The organism is Dickeya poaceiphila (assembly GCF_007858975.2).
Taxonomy (GTDB): Bacteria; Pseudomonadota; Gammaproteobacteria; order Enterobacterales; family Enterobacteriaceae; genus Dickeya; species Dickeya poaceiphila.
On record NZ_CP042220.2, the window covers coordinates 3,887,692 to 3,908,683 of the forward strand.

Annotated in this window: 22 protein-coding genes; all 22 read left to right on the forward strand. The window is 50.5% G+C overall.

The features are described 5' to 3' along the window. Position 1: 1 nt before the first annotated feature. The 22 genes from Dpoa569_RS17430 to Dpoa569_RS17535 all read left to right on the forward strand — a co-directional run bounded on the left by Dpoa569_RS17430 (position 2) and on the right by Dpoa569_RS17535 (position 20,985). Positions 2 to 262: a phosphopantetheine-binding protein gene (locus tag Dpoa569_RS17430; RefSeq protein ID WP_042868231.1), complete on the forward strand. Its 261-nt coding sequence runs from the start codon at positions 2 to 4 to the stop codon at positions 260 to 262. Beyond that, complete coding sequence (locus tag Dpoa569_RS17435) at positions 255 to 884, forward strand: acyl-CoA dehydrogenase family protein (protein WP_042868229.1); 630 nt, start codon at positions 255 to 257, stop codon at positions 882 to 884. Before Dpoa569_RS17430 ends, Dpoa569_RS17435 begins: the two co-directional genes overlap by 8 nt. Continuing rightward, positions 881 to 2,233: an MATE family efflux transporter gene (locus Dpoa569_RS17440; RefSeq protein WP_042868227.1), complete on the forward strand. Its 1,353-nt coding sequence runs from the start codon at positions 881 to 883 to the stop codon at positions 2,231 to 2,233. Before Dpoa569_RS17435 ends, Dpoa569_RS17440 begins: the two co-directional genes overlap by 4 nt. Further along, positions 2,223 to 3,245 carry an alpha/beta fold hydrolase gene (locus Dpoa569_RS17445; RefSeq protein WP_042868225.1) on the forward strand — a complete coding sequence of 341 codons (1,023 nt, stop codon included), beginning with the start codon at positions 2,223 to 2,225 and terminating at the stop codon, positions 3,243 to 3,245. Before Dpoa569_RS17440 ends, Dpoa569_RS17445 begins: the two co-directional genes overlap by 11 nt. 143 nt (positions 3,246 to 3,388) lie before the next feature. After that, positions 3,389 to 3,694 carry a hypothetical protein gene (locus tag Dpoa569_RS17450; protein ID WP_042868222.1) on the forward strand — a complete coding sequence of 102 codons (306 nt, stop codon included), beginning with the start codon at positions 3,389 to 3,391 and terminating at the stop codon, positions 3,692 to 3,694. After that, positions 3,675 to 4,982: a type III PLP-dependent enzyme gene (locus Dpoa569_RS17455; protein WP_042868219.1), complete on the forward strand. Its 1,308-nt coding sequence runs from the start codon at positions 3,675 to 3,677 to the stop codon at positions 4,980 to 4,982. The genes Dpoa569_RS17450 and Dpoa569_RS17455 overlap by 20 nt, the downstream gene beginning before the upstream one ends. Positions 4,983 to 4,991: 9 nt before the next feature. Next, complete coding sequence (locus Dpoa569_RS17460) at positions 4,992 to 5,912, forward strand: hypothetical protein (protein WP_042868216.1); 921 nt, start codon at positions 4,992 to 4,994, stop codon at positions 5,910 to 5,912. Next, entirely contained in the window at positions 5,903 to 6,868 is a 966-nt protein-coding gene (locus Dpoa569_RS17465) for a beta-ketoacyl-[acyl-carrier-protein] synthase family protein (RefSeq protein WP_042868214.1), read from the forward strand. The genes Dpoa569_RS17460 and Dpoa569_RS17465 overlap by 10 nt, the downstream gene beginning before the upstream one ends. Then, a complete protein-coding gene (locus Dpoa569_RS17470; RefSeq protein ID WP_050569374.1) occupies positions 6,865 to 8,430 on the forward strand; it encodes a class I adenylate-forming enzyme family protein in 1,566 nt (521 codons plus the stop codon). Before Dpoa569_RS17465 ends, Dpoa569_RS17470 begins: the two co-directional genes overlap by 4 nt. Before the next feature lie 21 nt (positions 8,431 to 8,451). Further along, positions 8,452 to 8,706, forward strand: a complete 255-nt coding sequence (locus Dpoa569_RS17475; RefSeq protein WP_042868213.1) for a phosphopantetheine-binding protein — start codon at positions 8,452 to 8,454, stop codon at positions 8,704 to 8,706. Further along, positions 8,707 to 10,260 (forward strand): AMP-binding protein, encoded by a 1,554-nt coding sequence (locus Dpoa569_RS17480; RefSeq protein WP_042868209.1) that lies wholly within the window; start codon positions 8,707 to 8,709, stop codon positions 10,258 to 10,260. Then, entirely contained in the window at positions 10,229 to 11,740 is a 1,512-nt protein-coding gene (locus Dpoa569_RS17485; protein ID WP_042868206.1) for an AMP-binding protein, read from the forward strand. The genes Dpoa569_RS17480 and Dpoa569_RS17485 overlap by 32 nt, the downstream gene beginning before the upstream one ends. 106 nt (positions 11,741 to 11,846) lie before the next feature. After that, positions 11,847 to 12,251 carry a VOC family protein gene (locus Dpoa569_RS17490; protein WP_042868203.1) on the forward strand — a complete coding sequence of 135 codons (405 nt, stop codon included), beginning with the start codon at positions 11,847 to 11,849 and terminating at the stop codon, positions 12,249 to 12,251. Next, positions 12,248 to 13,387: an acyl-CoA dehydrogenase family protein gene (locus Dpoa569_RS17495; protein ID WP_128569662.1), complete on the forward strand. Its 1,140-nt coding sequence runs from the start codon at positions 12,248 to 12,250 to the stop codon at positions 13,385 to 13,387. The genes Dpoa569_RS17490 and Dpoa569_RS17495 overlap by 4 nt, the downstream gene beginning before the upstream one ends. Then, positions 13,384 to 13,878 (forward strand): hypothetical protein, encoded by a 495-nt coding sequence (locus Dpoa569_RS17500; protein ID WP_128569661.1) that lies wholly within the window; start codon positions 13,384 to 13,386, stop codon positions 13,876 to 13,878. The genes Dpoa569_RS17495 and Dpoa569_RS17500 overlap by 4 nt, the downstream gene beginning before the upstream one ends. Positions 13,879 to 13,880: 2 nt before the next feature. After that, positions 13,881 to 14,702 (forward strand): alpha/beta fold hydrolase, encoded by an 822-nt coding sequence (locus Dpoa569_RS17505; RefSeq protein WP_042868199.1) that lies wholly within the window; start codon positions 13,881 to 13,883, stop codon positions 14,700 to 14,702. Then, positions 14,686 to 15,642, forward strand: coding sequence for a 3-oxoacyl-[acyl-carrier-protein] synthase III C-terminal domain-containing protein (locus Dpoa569_RS17510; RefSeq protein WP_071604271.1), 957 nt, complete (start codon positions 14,686 to 14,688; stop codon positions 15,640 to 15,642). The genes Dpoa569_RS17505 and Dpoa569_RS17510 overlap by 17 nt, the downstream gene beginning before the upstream one ends. A gap of 67 nt (positions 15,643 to 15,709) precedes the next feature. After that, positions 15,710 to 16,816 (forward strand): acyl-CoA dehydrogenase family protein, encoded by a 1,107-nt coding sequence (locus Dpoa569_RS17515; protein ID WP_042868197.1) that lies wholly within the window; start codon positions 15,710 to 15,712, stop codon positions 16,814 to 16,816. Between the two features lie 10 nt (positions 16,817 to 16,826). After that, a complete protein-coding gene (locus Dpoa569_RS17520; protein ID WP_050569373.1) occupies positions 16,827 to 17,675 on the forward strand; it encodes a hypothetical protein in 849 nt (282 codons plus the stop codon). A 5-nt stretch (positions 17,676 to 17,680) separates the two neighbouring features. Further along, positions 17,681 to 18,625, forward strand: a complete 945-nt coding sequence (locus tag Dpoa569_RS17525) for a beta-ketoacyl-[acyl-carrier-protein] synthase family protein (protein WP_227983093.1) — start codon at positions 17,681 to 17,683, stop codon at positions 18,623 to 18,625. Continuing rightward, positions 18,609 to 19,919 carry a cytochrome P450 gene (locus tag Dpoa569_RS17530; RefSeq protein ID WP_042868195.1) on the forward strand — a complete coding sequence of 437 codons (1,311 nt, stop codon included), beginning with the start codon at positions 18,609 to 18,611 and terminating at the stop codon, positions 19,917 to 19,919. The genes Dpoa569_RS17525 and Dpoa569_RS17530 overlap by 17 nt, the downstream gene beginning before the upstream one ends. Continuing rightward, the gene (locus Dpoa569_RS17535; RefSeq protein WP_042868193.1) at positions 19,909 to 20,985 is read left to right on the forward strand and encodes a MupA/Atu3671 family FMN-dependent luciferase-like monooxygenase; all 1,077 of its coding nucleotides are present in this window, start codon (positions 19,909 to 19,911) and stop codon (positions 20,983 to 20,985) included. The genes Dpoa569_RS17530 and Dpoa569_RS17535 overlap by 11 nt, the downstream gene beginning before the upstream one ends. Positions 20,986 to 20,992: the final 7 nt, after the last annotated feature.

Here is a 20,992-nt window from a genome sequence, read left to right on the forward strand (position 1 = left end):
AATGGAAAATCTTCTGGTAGCGATAAATAAATCTTTAAATGAAGTCTTGTCTACATCCATCACCGTGACCGAAAGTACCGACTTCAATGATGATTTGGATCTCGACTCGGTATTATTCGTGCAGTTTTTGCTGCTGCTCGAAGATCAAATACCGGGATTAATGTTCGAACCTGATCAGATTAATCAGGATGCTTTCACCACCGTCGGAAAACTGATGGCCTGGATCAGCGAGCATCTGGACCTGGAGAGCGCCGATGCATGATGTTCTCTTTAATGACATCTACGCACTCTTTAAAAATCAGTCCCCGAACGAGGCGATACGGAGGTTTCGCCTCAACATGACTGAAAAGAATGTGCAAGAGCCTGCTGTTAAACTGGCTCTTATTGCAGATGTTCAGCAAAACAGCGAAACCGATCCCGTGCTGGAAGCGATGGGACTGTGTATCGAATCAGACTCGACACAAACGTATCAGACTCTCCATCGTCTTTACGGGCCGGTGTCCATTGCCGCCAGGCTTGGCCTGTTATCGAGGATACTGTCCATCAGTTGGCAGCATTTATCTTCGAGGACGAGCTTTGGGGTGAAAACCACCAAACATCAGCTTATCAAGGCCGAATTTGCTGAAATCAGCAATCAAATCGATTTCATGCTCACGCAGTGGGAGTTGCGTATCTCTCAGGATGATTATTCCGGGATAGACGAGGACCACTGGCAAATCAGCTTTCTGACAAACAGAGCTGAAAAGTTGATGGGCGGCCACGGATATCTGCTGGGCAATAGCCACTCGCTCTCGTACTTGTCCGTCATGATTTATAGCCTCTACGGCAAATCCGATGACGAAGAAACCCTGTTTCCCGTTGAACACATTGGTCAACCTGCATGAATACTACGCCAGACATTGCCCTGCCGCAGCGCCAGTCCGTAGGCAGAGACATTTCAGATCTGATCAAGCTTTCATGGCCGATGGTGATTGTGGCCTTCGCGGTCTCTCTTGCTCAAAATATCCAGACCGCGATACTGGGCCACGGAAACGAATCAACATCGTTGTATGTTTTATCTGTAATTCAACCATTTAGCTTTTTATTTCTCTCAATCCTCGAATGCCTGGCGATTTCCAACCAGGTGTTCAGCGCGCGTTCGATGCACCAATGGTCTAAACAAAAACTCCTGCCAGCTACTGCCATTATGGCAACGCTGGGCATGGCGATTGTTGGATTGCTGGCCGGTATCATCTCATTGAGTTCGCCTTTGCTAACGCAGCTTTTGCCGGTAGCCACTCCAGCGTTTTATAGCCAGGTCTTACCGCTTTACTTCGTTTCAATGCTGCCTTTCATCATGCTTGAAATGTGTAACAGCGCGCTCAGGGGCCAAAGCAAGAGTGCCGTCAGCATGATGGTCGTACTGGCTAACATCGCGCTCAATGCCGCCATCTGCTATTACTGCTATCATGTGCAGAATCTGGGCTTCTGGTCGGTGATTATCGCCAACGCACTGTCTGCTTCGCTGCTCACTCCCATCGCGCTTTTACTGGTCCGGCAAACAGGGAAAGGCTGTACCGATCCTCAACCCGGTGCCTTTATCCCCCGCCTCACGGGCCTGCTGCTGAACGTGGGTTTGCCTGTTTTCGCCTCGTTGGTCATTTTGTTTTTTAGCTCGGTGCTGATCATTCCTTTGCTCGGCACGATTGGCGAAGAGTATGTTTCGGCGTATCTCGTCGTGAGCCGCCTCAGAATGCTGATCGTCATTCCGGCTGTTGCCTGCGGTTCAGCGCTGGCCATCATGTTCAACCAAAGGATGTCAACCCACTCGGATAGTGAACTCAAACGCCTGTTGCAGCGTGGCATGGGATTTGTCAGCGTACTGTATCTGCTGCTGACCGTTGCGGTTTATTTTCTGGAGTCCCGGCTAGTGGGTATTCTCTCTGGCGATCAACAGATCCAGTACATCAGCACAAGCATGATGATGGTGTTATTACCGGCATTTTTTATCACGCCTTTTGTCGCCTCACTTCAGGCATTGCTTGAACAATTGGATCAGGCCAAAAGAGTTCTCATCCTCACGGTCATTATCGAAGCGGCAACCGTTGTCGCTATGTTAGCCGGATGGAAGCACTTTACTCAGCTGAATACGATTCTTTATCTTATCCTCGCGTTTAATATTATTTATTTTATTGCCTTCGGCAGAGAGTTCATCAGACTGGCAGCTAAAATAGGAGAAAAGAATGTTTTATAGTTTTTTTTATCCTCTACTGTTCGTTTTATGTCTGATTCATCAAAATTATCTCCGTATACTAGTGATTATGCGGTTACGTCCAACTCTGCTGCTTAAAGCAAAAATACGGCCAGCCACACATTACGCAAGAGCATGTCATCTTATTAGTCTGTTTGATCTTTATTCGTTGCATGTAATGTCATCCTGGTTTTCCGCGCTTTATGCCATTCACCTGTTTGAGAAAACACGTGCGCTACCCTATAAGCAAGGTGAATTAATGCTGCTGAGTAGTTGCATACAGGATGAGTTATTGTGGCGTGGCAAAACCGTAACGCTCTTTATTTACCCTCAATCTTCGCCCGATGCTGAAAAAATTCTCCTGCTTCACGGCTGGGATGGCCGCAGTATTATGTTTCGCCAACTAGCGCAGCAGCTTCAAAAGCAGGGATATGCCGTTTTTGCGCCCGATCTTCCCGCACACGGTATCTCAAAGGGTAAAAAGACCTCGTTTTATGATTTAGCACGCTTTGTTCTTCAGATAGCAAAAGACTATGGAAATTTTTCCGTCGTGATGGGCCACTCTACAGGCGGATTAATCAGTTGCATGGCGGCATTACAGGGGATGTCATTTAAAAGTATGGTACTGATGAGCAGCCCCAGCAGCTATGGAAAAATGGTTGACAGATATGTCGCTATCAATCGGCTTCCAGTGCGAATCGCCGCCTCTATGAAAAAGATTTATCGCTTACGTTATGGCGTTCATCCCGACCATATTGGCCCGGCCCTATATCATGAGATAAAACAACCGGTGTTGATTGTGCATGACGCGCAAGACGTAAGCCTTGGAATGGAACATGCAACCGAGTTGAACGATGCCTTTACTAACAGTCAGCTTGTGACAACACAGGGAAAAGGTCATAACGGCGCTTTACGTGACGCAGAAATATTCAACCATATTTCTGACTTCGTCTCGCGCACGATAAATGAAGACTTCTATTCCTTTAAAAAAAACATCTTCGCAAAAAATCACTAATTAGAATAAATAGAAACAAGAAACATTCATATAATAAAAGTCAGCCAACTCAGCTGCTTCAATTATATAACAAATGCAATCTCAGAGAAATTATTAGAATTAACGTTGTTAAATTCAATCTTCCATAATCAGGACATTGAACGATGAATTTATTACAGTCAAACATAGAAGAATTCATATTATCCTCTCTTCGTAGAATGGGTGTTGAAGCGTCAACACTTGACGCCATTATGGACGGCGCAGAAATGTACGGCCCAACCGGCGTTCTTGATTCTGTTCACCTGGTTGGTTTACTTTCCGATATCGGTGATGTCGTGGAAAGCGCAGACACGTCCGGCGGAAGCTTTTTTGATATTCTCGACAGCGATCTCTTCCTTCAGTTTAAAAATCTTGAAAGCACGAAAACGTTTCTGAGTGAGAGGTTTGGCTATGTCAACTTTTCCGCCTGATAGTGATTTCATCAACCATACGCATATTGAAAACGTATCATACCTACGCCTGGCGAATACGATTTCAACGCCCTTTTATGCGTACAGCGCGTCTCAGATTAAGAAAGATTTCAGCGAACTGAAGGCTGCGCTGCCTGCTGGGATTCGTTTCTTTTACTCCCTTAAAGCGAATCCCAATAAAGCCCTGGTTTCATTACTGCATCAGGCTGGCGCGGGAACCGAAGTCTGCTCCTTAGCAGAGTTAAAATCGACGCTCATGCTCGGAGTGAAACCGGAAGAGATCATTTTTGTTGGCCCCGGCAAGCATACCCCCGAACTGACGGCATGTTGCGAAGCGGGTATCAAAGCCGTTGTGGTTGAGTCCATTCAGGAACTGAGTCTGCTGAATGATATCGCCGCGACGCTCAATAAAACGCAAAATATAGCCTTGCGCATTAATCCAGCGTTTAGCGGAGAGAAAGCCCGGCTCGTCATGAGCGGCAAACCTCGCCAGTTTGGTATCGATGAAGAGCAAATTCCTCAGGCCATCGAGCAGGTGAACACACTCGGCAACCTGCGGCTGGTGGGTATCCATATTTATCTCGGCACCCGCATTCTTGAATGGCAGGCCATTGTTCGTAATACACAGAACATCCTCAATCTCGCGCAAGAACTGCAGAAAACCCATGGACTGACGTTCGATTTCGTCGATGTTGGCGGCGGGTTTGGAGTGCGCTATTTCGAGAATGAAAAAAAGCTGGATCTGGAAGCGCTTGGCGCCGCTCTGCAACCTGTCATCCATCAATATCAACAGGCTAACCCCAATACCCATATCATCATCGAACTGGGACGTTACCTGATTGCTCGTGCAGGCATCTTCGTTACCCGCGTGAACTGTCTGAAATCATCGCGTGATGCATGGTTCGCTATCTGCGATGGGGGCGCAAACTGCCACGGTAGCGCCGCTGGCATTAACTCGTTAATACGGCGCAATTTCCCCATGGCACGCCTGGGCACGCCAGGAGCAAGCGAAAAGCAGCGTTATCAGGTCACGGGTCCATTGTGCACACCAACGGATATGTTGGGTGAAAACGTCCTGCTGGATAGGTTACATGCCGGAGATCTTATTGGTATTGGGCACTCAGGCGCGTATGGCGCTAGCGCCTCGCCGGTGAATTTCCTTAGCTTCGGTCATCCCGCAGAACTGCTGATTGAAAACGATAGAGCCGTACTGATCCGCACGCCGGATAATGTCGAAAGCCTGCTGGCTCCTCAGGTTTATGAATCGCTTTCGCTCTGCGATGAGTAAGGTGACACGATGAGTCTGGCTTTCTCAACCTCACAATTGATATGGCAAACCTATGCCCATTCAGTTGACAAGCTTGCCTCTGATGAAAAGCAGAATGAGGCGCTGAGATCCTTTGTGAATGCGCTCTACTGTTCACACGGGCGCGAAGAAACGGCGTCAGGTGAACACGTCGATCGGTGGTTCACCTCTGGCGCTCACCCCTTCTTCACCATGCTAAAGCCGCTCCTGATGACACTGAACGCACAGGCTCCGCTGGCATCACTGGATTTGGTGGTACTGGCACACTGGACACACGACACCATTATTGGTCACTCCGTGACGAATGCCGTCATGCATGAGGTACAGGCGAACGCTGCATTCGGCATCGCGGTTAGCGACCATGGCATCAGCAGTTCCTGGCTGGCGCTTTCACTGATTGAGGACTATCTGGCAGAGGATGACGAAGAAGAGGCCAGGAGCAGCGCACTGCTATTAATTGCCGATCAGAATACATCGCTCCATGAAAGCCGGTATCTGGATACCATTTCAGCACAGCCCTGCGCAGGCGCGGTGCTCTTGAAAAAAGCACCGCGCGGCTCACAGCATGGCGCAAAAAATGAGATCAACTTCAGGGGTTATACAAAAATCCAACCACCCGTAGCGTGGAGCACGTCCTGGCTTGCCACATTGTCGAAGCAATTTTTCGATGCGGCAGACGGTGAATTACCTTTAGTGATTATTACCAGCGCCTTTCTGGCATCCAGGTTCGATGAGCGCAGTTCGGCCAAAAAAATTAATCTACACGTTTGGGATGACTCGCTGCTCTCGGTCGCCCCCTGGGCATTGTTAAAACAATGTGCAGAACCCGCGACGCGCTATTTTTTTCTTCAGGAAGAAAATGAAGCCATCATGGTTGCAGCATTTTTATCAGGCAGCGCATCATGTATATAAACCATATCACCCATTTAATTTCCCCTACGCTGACGCCCATTAGTGAACTCAGTGAACGGTATAAATGGGGCAACCGAAACGATAAAATATTTAGCCGTTTTCACAACCTGAAATCAGCCAGCCTGTTTCGGGACACGGCGTTGCCGACGCTCTTACAGAACCTGACCAATAAAATCATTCAGGAATGCGAGCCTTCACTACTTGAAAATCTTGATTTTATCGTGTGGGCCCATTCCCTTCATGCCGTCGCACCATTTGACGTAAATTCGGTAATACAGGCACAGTTCAGCCATGTTTTTAATAACAAGAACATTGAGTTTTTTTCTGTCACTCAGGCGTCCTGCGCCAGTGGGATGCTGGCGATGAAGTTTATTCAGGCAAAGCTCGACGCAGGAAAATGGCGCAACGGTTTACTCATAACGGGTGAGAAATGTTTTCATAAGACCGTACAGTATGTCGATCAGAATGGATATTTTGGCGAGGGGCTTAGCGCCAGCGTTATCAGTGCGACACCTGCACAAGCTGCGCTCAACGTTAAGGCGCTGGAAATTAAACAGCTCGCAGAATTTGGTACACGTATGCGGGCAACGACACGCGAAAGCGAAAATAAATATGACAGTGAATTTCTCCCCACAATGCATAAAGCGATACACCAAAGCTTGAGTCAGGCAACCTATAAGGCAAGCGAACTGAATTATTTATTACCCTATCATATCAGTCCGGTGACATTTGACCGCCTTGCCGATCGCGTCGGTTTCAGCCGCGATATTATTTATAAAGATAACTTATATACCCTTGGGCATTGTTTTTGTAGCGATGCGTTCATCAATTTGGGTGAGCTTATTTCACAACAAGGAAATAACCTGCAGGGCAAAATCATTCTTAGTCTCGCATCGGGTGTGGCAGGCACATTCGCCACGATGATTATTAAATCAGAAACAGGGGTTACCGAATGAGTATTTCTCATCTGACAAACTGGCTTAGTAAAACAGTCATTTCGCGTCCCGACAATATTGCAATCATTACGACTGACGAGCACGTCACCTGGTCAGAGCTAATGACGCGTGTGCAGAACACTGCGCATTACTTAAAAAGCCAGGGCGTGAAGCGCGGAGACCGCGTTCTGGTCTGGCTTCCGAATAGCATTGATTTTGTGGTCAGCTTCTGGGCGACACAATATTTGCAGGCCGTTTTTGTCCCTGTGAATCCTGACACGCCGCTGGAAAGAGTAATGTGGTTACTCAATAACGCCGAAGCCTTTACTTTAATTACCGAAGCATCCCGCGCAGGCCAGCTTCATGCCGAGCCTGGCCAGACTACGTCCGTAACCGTTATTTATGACAGCGAACCGGAAGATGACAAGCCCTCTGCGGCAACGCTATCACTCAGGCAGATAGCCGCAGCAACGTTTAGCCAAAACGTCTCCGTCACCTCCTCGCTTGACGTTGATCTGGCGTGCTTGATTTACACATCCGGGTCTACCGGAAATCCCAAAGGGGTTATGCTTACGCAGCGTAATATGCTTAGCGCCGCGACATCCGTCAGTACCTACCTGCAACTGGCGGCGGATGACCGTATTTACTGCGCCATCCCCATGAGTTTCGACTACGGACTTTATCAAGCGATCATGGCAACGCGAGTCGGAGCAACGCTGATTCTGGAGCGTGATTTTACCAGGCCGCTGTTCGCCCTGTCGCACGCGGTAAAAAATCAGGCCACGCTGCTGCCTATCGTCCCTTCAATGCTGTCCATTATTGCGCCGCTCGCCAGCCGCTATGATCTGTCGTCAATTCGTAAGATCACCAATACCGCTGCGGCATTACATCCCGCAGACATTGACAAGTTAATGAACCTATTTCCACAGGCGGAAATCTTCTCCATGTACGGGCTGACGGAATGCCATCGTTGTACATGGCTTCCGCCCGCCATGCTCAGGGAAAATAAAGAGAGCGTCGGCTACGCTATCCCCAACACCGAACTGTGGGTGGTTGATGAGCATGGCGTGGCACATACGGCCAACGCCACCGGTGAGTTGGTCATCCGAGGCGCCACGGTAATGAGCGGCTACTGGCGAAATGAAGAACAAACAAAAAAGAAACTACGCCCAGGCCCGCTTCCTGGTGAACAGGTTCTCTATACCGGCGATATCTGCCGTCTGGACAAAAACGGCCTGCTTTACTTCATTTCCCGGCAGGATGACATCCTAAAATCCTGTGGTGAAAAGGTGGCGCCAAAAGAAGTGGAAAGCGTGATTAAACGTTTTCCCGGTGTGTTGCAGGTCGCGGTACTTGGGCTGCCTCACCCGGTTTACGGTGCAGAGATCGTTGCCTGTATTGAAGCACAAGACGCTATCGATCTGCCTGCCCTAAAGGCGTTCTGCAAAACCCATCTCGAAGCTTATAAGTGCCCACATCGTTATGTTGTCAAGGACCAGTTAACGCGCAATCCCAACGGCAAGATCGATAAACATTCGCTGATGGCTTCCCTGACATCACTCACTCAACCCGAAACGATTTAACTTACCGTCAAGGAAACGATTATGTATACCTCCATCATTATCGAAGCCATTGGGCTGGTTTTAGAAACATCCAATGTAAGCGAACTCAATGCGTCAACGCATCTTGAGCGTGATCTGGGCTTTGAAAGCGGCCTGTATATCGAACTGATTATGTACCTTGAAGAGAAAATCGATGGTCTGGTGCTGGACCCGGCGACCTTAGAGCTTAAAAACTTCGAAACCGTCGGCACGCTATCCAGCTATATCGAACGTCAGCTCGTGGATCAGGTGGCATAAATGTCTTCATGGTCTGAACTGATTGCCATTTACCGGCAGTTCCAGAACCACGACGGTAACGCGTGGCAGTGCAGGGGCGATAGTTTTAACTATGTCGCCTTGTTTCACCGCGCCTGCGATATCGCCCTGTTTATCCAGACCCATCAGCAGGAAAGTCACCGGGCGTTCACGCCGGTTTTAGTCTATGGTCACAGATCGTTTGATTTTCTGGCTGCATGGTGGGCGTGCCTGCTGTGCGGTTGTGCGGTTATTCCGGTCGAGGCGGATAATAGCCGCGAACGACTTGATCGGATCGCTAACACTACCGGCGCCAACCTGTTAATCAATACCCACGACACGGCGTTCAGGCTTAAGTATGCGGATGTCGCATCCACCTCCAGCATCCCCACGGCTATCCATCGCACTGACGAGGTTGACACACTCATCCGCCGTACGGAACAAGCGATTGCAGAGCGCAGCTGGCACGGTCTGGCTTATATCATGTTTTCCTCCGGCACTACCGGAGAGCCAAAAGGCATACCCATCACCGTAGACAACCTGGCCGACTTCGTTAGATGGATTGCTACGGATTACCCCCTGAATGGGCCGGTAACCGGTAACGTGCGCTACTGTTTCGATGTTTCCCTGTTTGAGCTGTGGCTTGCCTGGTCGTTTCGCCAGCCGATTTCCATACTCGATTACACGGAGCTGGTTAACACACGCAAGCTGATTGCCCAACATGCCAATATCAAGCTTAGCTGCTGGGTGTCCACCCCTTCCATCGTCAAACTCTATTTGATGGATAAGACGTTCAATCAACAGACACTGCCTTACCTCAATCGCTTTATGTTCTGCGGAGAAACGCTGACCAAAGAGATTGTGGCGTCGTTGTGGGAGCGCTTTCCTGATGCGCAAATCATCAACACCTATGGCCCAACGGAATGCACCGTCGCCGTAACAGCGGTCCGTATCACCCCGCCCATGTTAAAGGACAGTAAGTCCTTACCTATCGGCTCAGCACGCCCTGGAACGGCGGTGTATCTGGAACGAACGGATGATGCCACCGGGTACGGTGAAATTGTGATTAGCGGCACCAGCGTCGGCGCGGGATATCTCAACGCACCACCAGAGCGTGCGGCAAATTTCTCGCTCACCTCAGAAGGCCGCACTTATAGAACCGGCGATATCGGCACCTTTGATGGTCGCTATTTTTACTTTATTGGACGACATGACAAAGAAGTAAAAATTCAGGGCTACCGTATCGATCTCCATGCTATTGAACATTATCTCCTGTCCCGCAGCGGTATCTCAGCGGTCATCGTTGAACCGTATTGCCGCAAAGGCACAGCGGAGTCTGTACAGGTATTTGTCGCCGCAGCCGACGACATCGACTTTTCCTTGCTGGCAGAAGACATGCGGGAGCATTTTCCGACCTGGAGCGTACCACGCTACTGGTATCGGATTGCGGATATCCAGTTAAACAACAATGGCAAGCTTGACCGTCAGGCTGTTAAACAAATCGCATTAGAAAGCGGGTGCAAATATGTTTCTGTCCCAGGTAAAACCTCTGTTTGAAAAGCTGAAAAATCAGGAAGATGCTATCGCTATTATCAATCAGCAAAGCGACTACAGCTACGCGGCGCTGGGGAAACGGGTAGCCGCTATCACCGCATACCTGGTCCCTTTTCGTGGGCAAACGGTGCTGATTCACGGGCATAAACAAATCGATGCGGTAGCGGCTATTTTGGCAAGCATATTGAGCAATTGCTGCTTCACGTTTGTCGATGAGGCCAACCCGGCTTCACGGGTGCAAAAAATCACCTTAATGACTAAAGCGACCGTGATCCTGAATACCAGCGACAAGGCGCTTGACGACCTGGAGGTGAACGCGCAGATCATGACCGCTGCGTTGCCTGATGGCGATCCCTCGGTGTTGTCTGTGCCCGATACTCTCACGCAGCCCCTGTTTTATATCCTGTCAACCTCCGGCAGTACGGGGGAGCCAAAAGGGGTCCGAATCTCTTATGACAACTTTGCCGCGTTCAACGCCTGGTTTGCCGATGACATCACGCTGAATGCAGCGGGAAGCCATGTCAATCATGCTTGTCTCTCTTTTGATATGGGGATTTTGGATCTCGTTCCTCCGCTGTGCCGGGGCAAAACCGTCCTGATGCTCGACCACAAAAACAATATGTTACCGCGGCAAAATATTAAACTGATGCTGCGCAATGCGCATAAGCCTATTACAAGCTGGTTTTCAACACCCAGTTTCGCCGAACTGATGCTCAAAGACGCGCAGTTCAACGCACAGTCCTTCCCCTCTTTCACCCATTTTTTTATTGGCGGAGAACGGGTATCGCCGTGGCTTATTCAGGCGCTTCAGCAGCGTTTTCCGGACATGACAATTTTTCATGCATATGGCCCGACGGAAACCACCTGCCTTACACACTGCTGGGTTCTGCCAAATCCCGTAGTTACTCATTCCGGGTTGTTGCCTCTCGGACACCCCCGTGGCCTGAATAACGTGTTGATTGTCGATGATGAAGGGCATCCTCTCCCGCCGGGCACGACGGGTGAAGTCAGGCTATACGGCCCTCAGGTATCTCAGGGCTATCTGCCAGACGATCATCCCCGCAACGTCACGTTTGGTTGCGATCATCACGGTAGATATTACGCCACCGGGGATAAAGGCTATATCGACAAGAGCGGTTCCCTTTTTATTTGCGGTCGTGATGACGGGCAAATAAAACTCAACGGCAATCGCATCGAAATTGCTGAAATTGAGATGGCAGCCTGCGACCACGACAATGTTATGCAGTGCTGCCTTGCGGTAAGTGAAGATAGGCATAGTGCGTCAACACCACATCTCTTTGTTCAGCTAGCTGATAATTCACCGGCGCGCTACGACGATTTTCGCCGTCACCTTGCCCAACGCCTGCCGGCAAACATGATTCCCCGGTCGATCATATTTCAGCAGAATTTTCCGATGACGCTACACGCCAAAATCGATAAGAAAGCACTGTTGCAGGAACTGGAAAACCGCCAACGGGTTTAAAGTGCAAGCTCAAGTAAAAAACAAAAACGGCCCTTAAATAAACTCTCTCGGTAAGCCATCGGGTAAAGGCCGACGGGTCGATAACAAGACAACTCAGGATATTTATATGCGCTTCGATCACTCAGGCTATGTTGTCGCAGACAGTGATGCAACGATTAACGCCATTAAACCTTTCTACCCGGAGGTCATCAGATATAAAGAACTGCTTGCCCCCCAGAAGGCGCTGATTACCTTATTATCAACTCAAGATAAATTACATCGCATTGAGCTGGTTGAACCGCTGCCTGATAATATCCTGCTTAATCAAATGCTCATTAAAACCGATAAACAATCCGTTCCTTATCATATTTGTTTTGTCACAGATGATTTTGATAAGCAGTATAAATCGATGAAACAGGCTGGCTGGACAACCCTTACGCGCCCTTTTACCGCGTTCAGCAGCGAACATCGCGCCAGCCATCTTTATCACCCTGCCGTCGGCATTATTGAAATAATGACCAAACCATTATGATGAATACCCATCACGATATTATCCTGCGCGATGCGCTTATTACCGGCGATGATGCCGAGTACATAGCGGAACGCATCAGAGCAACTAACGATCCCGTTCAGTCTCGTATCATGCTTTCCGGGTGGTCTCGCGCTGCACAGCTTAATATGTTGGGCCTGCCCGAACGCTACGCGGCCACGGGCATGGCTGAGGCACGCAGAGATCTCGCCTTATCGGAGCGTCTGAAACTTTACGAAAACATTGGTTATGTCTCTCCCGCGTTGATTTTTCTGGCCCCTGGTCCAGGAATGGCGGCTTATGTCGTCGCGGGCCTGGGAACCGAACGTCAGCAGGACAGCTTTTTTGGGCCTTTTCTCCAGGGTTTACGCTGGTCCTGTTTTGCGATGACGGAACCGACATTAGGCAGCGACGCCAGAGCCATGCAAACCACGGCCACACGCGTTGATGGCGGCTACCTCCTGTCAGGTGAAAAAATGCTGATAGGTAATGGCACTATCGCCGATACCGGCGTGGTTTTCGCGCGCACATCGCAGGGTGCGCTCGGCGTGGATGCATTTATCCTCAATCCAGCAGCCGATGGCGTGCAGCGCCGCCGATTGCAGTTGAACGGCCTTGAGGGAATCAGTCTGGCACATCTGACCTTCAGGGATCTGTTTATCCCTGACGAGCAAGCGCTAGGCCAACATCTGAAGCCAACGCAACGCTTTGCACGTTCTGCTCTCGCCACCTTTGACGCCCTTAGGCCTTGCGTCGGCGCCATTGCTCTGGGCGTCACCCGACGCGCCTTACATGACTGGCAAGCCGATGAGGTGACCACCAGATACCGTTCATCCGTCCATTTCTCGAAGGCCAGTCTTGAGCTGGATGCGGCCTATCTCAGAGCGGTCCGAGTCTGCCGCCAGCTGGAGGCACGTCAAACCCCGGATTGCACGCCAGGGATGTCAAAAACAGATAGCGTGAGGGTTGCTGAGAGCATCATCAGCAGGCTAATACATGCGATGCCGGCTCAGATAACGCCGCTCCACCATCGACTCTGGCGCGCTTTCCGCGATGTCAAAGCATTTGAATACACTGAAGGCACCCGACACATCCATATGCTTAGCTCCGGCTTTAAACCGTCCAGCGAGGCAGCATGATGCGCCAGTCCGCAGCATTACTCAGCCATCAAAAGCTCAGCATACGCAGTGTAGGAACCCTCATCACTCCCGACAGTCGGCATTTTATACCCTGCCGGGAGAACGAACAGACGGAGTCCTGGTATCACCACTGGCCGGTGTCTCACTGCGGTAATCAATTACACGCCAGCGAAACCGTGGCGCTTTGTCAACACGGTTTAACTCACCACTTGCCGTCTATTTTGGTTTATGACGCACTTTTTCCCGCGGCCAGGGGAGCGACGCCATTACTGCAAAGCCTTTTACGCCACTGCCCCGACTATAGCGAAGCCTGGGGAATCAACAGCGGCGCCTTTTCGCTGAATACCGCCGCCAGGCTGGCCTCGGAGTTCATACGTCCTGGGCACTGTCTGGTTTACGTTCACGATCCGCTGCGCCGACTGTCACCGTCACCGAGTGAACAAGAGATCGTGCTAAATATTCTTACCTTCTCTTCTCAGAATGAACGTTGACCATGGACGAACAGCTAAACACGATCCTGACCTCCCTGACGCGGCCAACACTCTTTCCTTTGCGAAAAGGCGAAATCGATGAAATAAGCCAGATGACGGATATTCGCTTTCCGGTTAAACAGCGGCAAGGGCGGTTACTCAGTTGCCTTAGTCAATGCCAGACGGCGCCCAAAGCGTTACTGATTCACGGCTGGGGCGGAAACCCTTTAATGCTGAAGCCACAGAGAGATCTGCTCCAGCAGCTGGGATACCGTGTCTTTATGCCTTTCCTTTTGGGACACGACCCGACACACCCACAAGCAAGCTCTATTCCCGAACAGGTACAACTGCTAATGCAATTACAGGAGCGGGAAGGAGAATTTGATATCGTTATCGCTCACTCAGCGGGAGGGGTGATCGCCGCCCTGGCAGCGACGCAAGGATTCATGCTCTCAAATATCATCCTGATCGCCTCTCCTTCTTCTTTTCCTGATCTTCTTGAACATAAGCTCAGGGAGTTTCCGGCCATAAGCGGCCTGCACACCGCGCTTCATCACCGTTATTCAAACGATCTCTCCGCCGGCCCGGAACTGATGTCCAGACAGGTGTTCGCCCGATTGAAGGCGAGCGCTCTGGTCATTCATGGTACGGCGGATCGAAAAATCGACGTGCAGGATGCCCTGTCCCTGCATCGCCAATTACCTGAAAGCGAACTGGTGCTGGTGCACGAGGCTGGTCATCTGGGTGTTCTGAATCATGACACAACGCTTCAGGCCATTAGCGGTTATTTATGCCGTCCGATGTCCCGAATACAGGGAGTGAAACGCTATGCCCGGCCATATTGAATCTCTTACGCTTTATCTGCCTGAAGAACATAAGCTGCTTAACGAGCTGGCTCCTTCACTCAAACTGACACCCTTGGATGTCAGAATGTTTTCTCGCTTTTACGGTTTAGAGCGCTTTCCGCGCGCGCCCGGCTCGCTGAACGATATGTTTCATCCGCTGTTGAGCAAGTTTGTCGAATGCCATACTTCACAGCTGAAAGACATTAAATACGTCGTACACACCCATACATTACCGGCAGTGAAACCGTTTCCCGACTGCGTCAAAGCAATGGTGTCTGATTATGGGTTCTCTGCCGATACGGAGTATTTCTCGCTCACAATGGGGCACTGCTCAACGTCGCTGACCGCCATTGATTTTCTGTCGAGAAAATTAAAACCGGGAGAATATGCCCTGTTGCTTATCGGCGAAAAAGCCTTTCATCCCAAAGTTGAGCTAATTAACGACACGACCATTATGGGCGAGTGCGCCTGCGCAGTGTTGATCTCAAATCCCGTTGGCGCAGGTAATGTTATCGGTAGATTTACCACTCAGGCGGGGGAGTTCAACCGGCAATCAGGACATTTTTATGACAACGGCCCGGTATTTAGCGATCACTACTTTCCCTTTATCTTAAATTCCCTTAAGTCCGCATTTTGCTACTTTGGCATTACCGCAGACACGCTATCCTGGCTAGCGCCTCACAATGTCAATCTCTCATCGTGGAATAAAATTATGGGAGAGTTAGGCATCAGCAAAAATAAAGTCATGCTGGATAATATAAAACTATATGGACATTGTTTTGGAGCCGATCCATTTATTAATCTCGCCACCTTAATAAAGCAGGGTAAAGCACAACCTAATGAGCCGGTATTACTGGCGAGCGTAGGTATGGGCGCGACGTTTTCCTCGTTGTTAATACAGCAGGATGCCCATCATCAAATTTCCGTAATTGCAATTTGAATCAATACTTAATGAACAACTGAGATTAACTTACAGATAACCTTTTTTAATCGTGCTTAATTGTCTCATGGCTGATATCACTTTGTTGTATCCCCAACTAAAAGAATTGGATGAACACCTGCTAGCCATCGGCGACCTGGGTGAAAAAAACCGTGCCGCGGCGCTCGCCAGCCTTTCCCACCCGGAACTGATGAGCATCGCCTGCATTGGTATTCCTGCTGAGTTCAATCCCTACCGGTCATCGATCTGGTCCGATATTAGCTATGAGCACCATTTGCAAGTCATCGAATACCTCTGCCGGTCAGATGCCAGCGCCATGATGATGCTGCCAGGCGCGTCTCTCAGTACCCGTGCGATCCTGACACTGGGCACGCACGAGCAACAAGCCCGATTCTTCTCATGCTTTTCTGAACGCCCTGCCTGGACATTCTTCGCCGTCAGCGAGCCAGAAAAAGGCTCCGATGCGACAGACGTTCATTGCGAACTGAGTATGCAGCAAGACAGCGGATACATTAACGGAACAAAAATGTTTATTGGCGGCGCGCTGAACGCCAGCGTCGGTATCGTCTTCGCTCGTTATCAGCAGAGTCATCGTCTGGTTATGATATTTCCGGATAATGAACGGCATGGACCACAGCGTGAACTCCTGGCGACGTTCGGCCTTCAGGGGGCCGGGTTGACCCGACTCGTGTTTGACGACTATCCGGTTCTCAGGGACGATATTTTGGGACATCAACATCGTGGGCTACAACAGGGACTCAACGCGTTGAGCCTCGTTTTTGAACGCCACCGTCCGATGGTGGCGGCGATAGCGCTGGGCACCACGTTCGGCTTGCTGACCAGACTGGAAAACTATGCGTTACCGAAAAAGGCCTTACGGTGGAAAACGCAACAGTGGCGCAAGTATCACGCGCTCTACAAAAATATGTTGTCCGTTGCCGAGGGCTACTCACTCGGAAAACGTCAGTACGCACAGACCAGTCAACTTAAGCTTGGCGCCACACGTTTAGTGGAAGAAACCGCACATGCAGTGCCGCTCTGGTTACGACGCGACGACTGGCTATCCGACAGCACGTTACGCAGGAAGTACCGCGACAGCTTCGCGTTCGAATATATGGAAGGCACCACAAATATCCATCTTCTCAACAGCCTTCGTCCCCCTCAGCCAGTGTGAAGATTTCGCCATGATTTATCTCGATCCCAAAGATATTTTCTATCGTTCTTTTGTTTTTACCGAAAAGAACCAGCCGGAATGGGAACAAGAAATTCCGCACTGGCATTCCTATATACAACACTTTTTTCACTCCAACGGCCTTCAATTAACGGCAGAGCAGGAACGCGTTAATGAATGGATAAACAGTCCTGAACGCGCCGCGTTCAGCGATATGATTCTCGCCCTTCTGCCGGAGGTTCAGGCGGTCATTTCTCCTGATCGTATCAGAACCCTTCTTATGGCCCACTGGACACCGGATCTGCATATGGGCACGTCGGTAGTCAATGCGACGATTCACGCCCTGGGCCTTGCGGATTGTCTTGCCCTGGCTATCAGCGATAGAGGTCCAGATGCCGCCATTTTTGCCCTGGATGGACTGAACGACTGCCTGGCAGGGAAGGATGAAGATGGCCTTTTGCTCATCGCTGAGCAAAAAAATCTGATGTACCACTCTCCCCTTCTTGATGAACTTAAGCCGGAAAACAACGCCTGCGTTTGTCTGGTCAACACCCTTCGGCGAGGGCTGCAATATCGGGGATACGTCAGGCACTTGCAGGACAAACTATCCGGCAGCCTGGTGAGAGAGGTGATACGCAAAGCCGAGCTGGACGGTAAAAATACCGTTGTTATCGGGCCATCATCCGCATTGGAGGCAATAAACGGCGAGTTTCAAACGCACCCCACCGAGGCGTCGCTACTCAGTGCCGCTCCCTTTGTCGCGCTCAGCAAGTACTGTCAGCCAGAGAAAAACTATCTGCTGGTCAGTGCGTTTCAGGGAGAGTTCAGCTTCAGCGCTTTCGCAGGAGAGCAAGCACGGTGAACCTTGTGTCCCTGAAAACCTATGTGCCCAAAACGCGCATTCCCCTCGATACCTTAGTGGAGTCCCGCGGCGGAAAATCCTCGGAAGCGAAAATATTTCGCCAGTTGTTCGGTTTTAACCATGCATCGTCACTCGCAGAGGATGAAAGTGCACAAGCATGTTTCCTCCAGCTTCTCGGACAAGCCTGTGCGTCGCTCATCGATGGCCCCAAAATCGATGCCGTTATCCTGGTGCAGGGGCTTCCCGCTCGTTCGCCACGCCAACATGTCGATCTGGACGCACTGCGGGCATCTTGCGAAGCTATCTCTGACCAGGCATTACTGTTCAATCTTAACCAACAAAACTGCGCCACCTTGTTCTGGGGCCTGAAGCTCGCTGACAGACTGCTTAGTCGCGGTGAGGTAAAACGGGTCGCATTGCTGGCCGGTGATACGCTCGCGGATTTTGCTTTATCTGAAAGGTATGTTCCCGGCTGCACCCTGATCGGTGACGCCTTTGCCTGCGCCATACTCGACGCGGGATGGGGGGAATGTACGATATCGGACATTCACTGCTGCCATCGTCCTGAGTTCTGGCCCGGTTTAGACGGCACCCAGGATGACATCAGGAAGTTTTATCGAGCCCATGACGAACTGGCTGGCATGGCGCTTAACCTATACACGGCTGATCTGCGCGAACAGGCCTGGCTGCTTCCTCACAATATCAATAAATTAGCCTGGCAAACCTGGGCAAGGCATCCGGCCAATGCCCAGCAGCGTGTTGCAACCGATCTGATAAACGAAACCGGCCACTGCTACACCACAGATCCTCTTCTGCTGCTCGAATCCTATGCTCCAGCTAAAACGGGTTGCCCGGCAATATTGCTTTCCGTTGGGCTGGGGGGGTGGGTAGGGTCCGCCACAGTCACCCGATACCGTTGCGAGGATATCAACCATGTCTGCGAATTCTGAGTCTATCCCCCGTTATCTTCCCCCCACAGGCTGGCATATCCAGAATGGGTTCCTCCAGATAGCGGAAAATGCGCATCGTCAGTACGGTGATCTTGTCTGGATCGGTCAGGAAGAGGAGCCGATTCTGCTGCTTGCCGGTGCCCGGCACGCGCGCCTGCTGATTGAGCAAGAAACCCTGTTTTTAAAAGAGTTTGAATCACTGACCTCGGCCTCTACTGTAGGCCGAATCATCATGGGTCCCTCTCTCACCACATCCAGGGATGGTGATGAGTGGAGAATGGCAAGAAAACTCACGGCTCCGACCGTTAACCCCCGATCTCCGCGATTAAAAGCAGGCTCACAGTGCGCAGCGTACTGGCTCACATCAGCGTTATCTGAGGGCGGGAAAGGTTCGTTACGTGAGTTGTGTCTTAACTGGGCGCTGATGTGCGTTGCCGATGGCTTTTTTGGCACAGGCATCAGTCAGGAGCAGTTGAGCAACATGATCGCGCATTTCAGGCAAATCTATCTTCAGCTTATCGTAGAAGCCCCTGGCATGGACTATGAGCAAATAGTCAAGCATCCCGCACTGGTAGCGTTTCGTAAGGAAGTGGAAGCGATCATCGCGCCACAAATCGATAGCGCAGCCTGCGGAAATGCAACCATGCTACAGCGGCTTTGTCTGGCGCTGGATGTGAATGCCAGACGTGAAGAGCGGGAGCGGGTCATCAGTCTGCTATTAGGGAATCTCGCGGCAAGCGTTGATAATACCGGCATAGCGCTTTTATGGACCCTCACTCATCTCTCTCAACAACAGGATTATCAGCTTCAGATTCAGGAACAAGCCCGTCATGGAAAACGATCCGTTGCGCTAGCGGTGGTAAAAGAATCGCTGAGACTGACCCCGGTTACCGCCTTCTTTGAGCGCACCACGGCTGAGGAAATGGTTATCGATGGCGCATTGATCGCAAAAGGGACGCGGGTGCTGTTCTCACCGTGGCTCATACACCGCAACAAAGCATACTGGGACCAGCCGCTAACCTACAACCCTGAACGCTTTTTATCTGATGCCAAAATCCCACCAGAGCATTACTTTCCCTTTAGCATCGGTAAACGTAACTGCGTCGGCATGACGCTGGCATTAGACCAGTTGACAACAGCCATCATTACTTTTTGCGAACATTTTACTTTTTCACTGGCTCCGGACACACGGCCTGCTGCGCTTAAACCCCTCTTCGAACTGAATGTCACGCCAAGAGGTGATATCCATTTCATCCTGAAGCAAAACAACAAGGTAACACACCATGTCTGCTAAGGCGGAGTTAACCCCAAGCACCATCCCCAAACTCAGCTTATTCTTTTTTTCAAATGTCAACAAAGGGGCTTCAACGACACAATATCAGCAGCTTATTAGCATGGTGCAGTTGGCAGATGAGCTTAACTTCGATGCTATCTGGACGCCTGAACGCCATTTTAACGCCTTTGGCGGAATGTTCCCGAATCCATCGGTGCTTAGCGCCGCGCTTGCTGCTTCCACGCGCCGCATCTCGATTCGCGCAGGTAGTGTTGTATTACCTTTGCATGACCCGCTTCGCGTGGCTGAGGAATGGGCGCTGGTTGATAATCTCTCCGCAGGAAGAGTGGGCGTTGCCTTCGCCGCGGGCTGGCAACGCAATGACTTTGTCCTGAATGCCGGTAACTATAAAAACAGACAGCAGTGCCTTTTCAGCTCAATAGAAACCGTCCTGTCATTGTGGTCCGGCAATACCGTGGTGCGCGATGAATTATCTCTGCCGGGTAGCCCAGAACCCGTTGAAATCCAGACCTGGCCGGCACCGCTTCAGCACAATATTCCGGTATGGATCACCACTGGCAGTAATCCGCTGTTGTTTGAGGAAGCCGGCAAACGCGGGTTTCATGTACTCACCCATCTGATAAACCAGACATGGGAACAGCTTGAAGCGAATTGCGCCAGCTATCGTCGGGCGCGAGCGGAGGCCGGGCATGATGCAGACGCGGGTAAGATTACCCTGATGATGCACACCCAGGCAGGCAAATCTAAAGCGGACATGCTGCCTGAGCTGCGCCCCGCCTTGAAAAACTATTTATCTGCATTTATGCAGCTTTCCGACAATCTCAGTCAATCTTCCTCTTCCCAACAGAGACAAAATCAAAAACGACAGGCGTACACCCTTAAATGGGGTGTTGAAAAGTATCTTAACCAGTATGGCTTGTTTGGCTCGGCATCTGAATGTCAGGAAATACTTGTCGCGCTGAAACAACAGGGTATTGATGAGGTTGCTTGCCTGATTGATTTCGGTATGGCGGAAGAGAGCGTCAGGGCCACTATCGATACGCTGGCCACGCTGTTAATTAATTAAGGAAAGA